Below are 2697 nucleotides of genomic sequence, written 5' to 3'. Positions count from 1 at the left end.
GTCGACCACTTCAAACAGTTCAACGATACGTTCGGGCACGAGGCCGGTGACCTCGTGCTGAAGCAGGTTGCCGCGACGCTAATCGAGCATGCGCGCGACAGCGATGTCGTATCCCGTTATGGCGGCGAGGAATTTGCCCTGGTCATGCCGGGATGCTCGCTTGAGGAGGGAGCTCAGCGCGCCGAAACGCTCCGCCAGGCGATCAAGCATCTGCATCTGGCGCATCGCGGCCGCACGCTTGGAACAGTGACGGCCTCGTTCGGCGTCGCGGCCTATCCCGAGCATGGCACCGGCTGGGCCGAGATCACCAACGCCGCGGACCACGCGCAATATGACGCGAAGGCCGAGGGTCGCGACAGGGTGGTTGTCGCCAGGAGCACCCCGCCGGGCGAGCGCCCCGCCATCCAGCTGGTGCCCTCCGCGAAAGCCGGCACCGAGGTCAAGGGATGATTCCGCGCTAGCGCCTCTCAGCATTTCAACGAAACGCCGAAACGCTCTATCTATTTGTTTTTACTAAATTTCGGAGGGCTACGGCGAAGTCGCCGAGCCTAACGTTACACACTTTGTCCTGGAGTCGCTCCAGTCTACTGGACTATGCCAAGCGCGGATCGGAACTCCTGCGTTGTGTTGCGGGCGGGATAGGATTCCTCCGGCACGGGAACGCCGAGATGGCTGCAGAGCGGTGCCCAGCCGTCGCCGAGCTTGTGCACCAGCAGCCGTTCCGCCGGCACGGTGTTCAGCACCGCCTCGACATTGTCCCGGTAGACGGCGATGGCATGTGCTCGGTCCTGCGGGCGGCCGCCGAAGACCTGGTTGGCGACGAGCGCGATGCCGAGCGACTCCTGATCCGTGCTGCCGGCGATCGCCGGCAGCAGGGTTTTTTCAAAACTCTCCCACCAGCTTTCGGGCGAGCGCCAGGTGAGGATGACGCGCGCCTGCGGATAGGCTTCGATCAGCTCACGCCAATAGAAGGCCGAGGGCCAGTCGACGCAGGATTTATATCCCGCGAAGAGCTGGGCCCAGTCGGGCGCCTCGCCCCTGGCCAGCGCCCGCCAGAGCCGCTTCTGCTTCGCATGCCCCATGACCTCCGACATATGGTGGCAAGGACCGAAGCCGAGCATGGTCAGCGCCTCGCGCATCGAGTCCGTGCCGGTCCGGCCGAAGCCGGTTCCAATCACCATCAGCGACATTTCCCCCTCCTCCACTACTCCCGTCTTTAAGCGGTTGCGGTCAACCTCCCTGGACCACGAGCCGCAGGCGGTTGCCTTCCGGATCGGCGGTCGAAATCGCGCCACCTTCCCTTCTCGCCGGCGCATTGGCCGTTTCGAGCCTGCGCGCCACGGCGGCAAGCTCGTGGGCGGAACCGAGCTCGACGGTGAAATAGTCCAGGCCGGCGGCATCGGGCGGCGGTTCGCGCAGCTCGCCGCGCGCCCAGATGTTGAAGGCGATCATATGCGCGCGGCGCTCGGTGCCGCAGTCGAACATGCCGAAGGTCCGGGACTGGATATGCGGCCGGAAGCCGAGCACGCCGAGATAGAATTCCATCAGCGCCTCGGGCGCGCGGGCGCGCAAATGGATGTGGCCGATAAAGGCGTCTTGCGCCATCCTGGGCTCGACATGGCCGGAATTGCCGAGGTCGCGCAATAGGCTAGAGACGTCCAGCGGCTCCAGCCCGGAATGCGCGCTGCCGTCGACGGCAATCAGCGACACGCGGCCGTCGGGCGAGACCTCGCGGCGCAGCAGGCGTTCAGGCGTGTCGAAGCATATCTCGATGCCGTTGCCGGACGGGTCAGAGACGTAGAGCGATTCCGAAACGAGGTGGTCCTGGGCGCTGTATCGCAACCCCGACGCCTTGAGGCGGGCGGCCGCATGCGCGAGGTCGCGGCGGGTGGTGACGTGGATGGCGACATGGAAGAGATCGCGCGACTTCTGCGGCAGGGCGACTTCCGCGCCCGCATGGAGCACGATCAGCGTCCGGCCGCCGGCCCCGAGCTGCGCTAGAACGGCGTCCTCGCCGGCCGGCGCCAGTCCGACAGTGTCGCGCCAGACGGTCAAGGCGGCCGGAATGTCGGTCACCTTGAGATGGACCGGCCCGAGACACGTGGCCTGAGACAGCAATCCTTCGTCCATCGTCGTCTGCTCGATTGCGGTCGATGGATATATTAGCTCCGAATGATATTTATGTCTCGCGCCAAGTTCGGATTGACCCCTCCCCGGCGGGCGGCGACTATCGCAAAGCAGGCTGTTTTTTCGGCAGCTCCGAACGAAGCAGGAGGAACCTCCCATGGACGACACCGATCACTGGCGCAACATGGCGAGCGCGCCGCGGGACGGCAGCCGCATCCTGGTGACGGTGCGCTCCTCCGAGCAGGGACCGGCCGAGGTCGACATGGCCTATTGGTCGCGCGCCGACCAGTTCGGCGAGGAAGGCTGGCGGGCCTCGGACTCCTCGCCCGGCCGCGTGGTCGAATATGCCGAGCCGGAGCTCAGATGCTGGATGCCGCTGCCAAGCGCCGGGCGAGGCTCGATGCCGAGCCCTTGGGAGGGCGAGGACGTGCCGCTGGTGGATGGGGAAGGGATTTAGGGCGCCTTTCCCTTCTCCCCTTGGCGATTGGCGAAAGCAGCGGCGACAGCCAATCTCCCCCCTAGTGGGGGAGATGTCCGGCAGGACAGAGGGGGGCGCCGTAGAGTAAAGAC

At 65.7% G+C, this 2697-nt stretch carries 4 protein-coding genes; 2 read left to right on the top strand and 2 right to left on the bottom strand.

Going from position 1 to position 2697, the window contains the following annotated elements; all coding sequences use genetic code 11:
• A partial coding sequence (locus EOA27_RS30970; protein WP_145970642.1) for a GGDEF domain-containing protein occupies nucleotides 1-450 on the top strand: 450 nt, incomplete at its 5' end.
• A 134-nt stretch (nucleotides 451-584) separates the two neighbouring features.
• Here the strand turns inward: EOA27_RS30970 and EOA27_RS30965 are convergent.
• Nucleotides 585-1190 carry a sulfotransferase family protein gene (locus tag EOA27_RS30965; RefSeq protein WP_126083352.1) on the bottom strand — a complete coding sequence of 202 codons (606 nt, stop codon included), beginning with the start codon at nucleotides 1188-1190 and terminating at the stop codon, nucleotides 585-587.
• Between the two features lie 40 nt (nucleotides 1191-1230).
• The gene (locus tag EOA27_RS30960; protein ID WP_126083353.1) at nucleotides 1231-2130 is read right to left on the bottom strand and encodes a VOC family protein; all 900 of its coding nucleotides are present in this window, start codon (nucleotides 2128-2130) and stop codon (nucleotides 1231-1233) included.
• Between the two features lie 154 nt (nucleotides 2131-2284).
• On the opposite strand from EOA27_RS30960, the gene EOA27_RS30955 reads away from it, so the two are divergent.
• Complete coding sequence (locus tag EOA27_RS30955) at nucleotides 2285-2584, top strand: hypothetical protein (RefSeq protein WP_095820718.1); 300 nt, start codon at nucleotides 2285-2287, stop codon at nucleotides 2582-2584.
• Nucleotides 2585-2697: the final 113 nt, after the last annotated feature.

It is taken from the genome of Mesorhizobium sp. M2A.F.Ca.ET.037.01.1.1, from assembly GCF_003998075.1.
Lineage (GTDB): Bacteria > Pseudomonadota > Alphaproteobacteria > Rhizobiales > Rhizobiaceae > Mesorhizobium.
The sequence above is the reverse complement of the archived record's forward strand: the minus strand, read 5'-3'. Positions and strand labels throughout refer to the sequence as shown.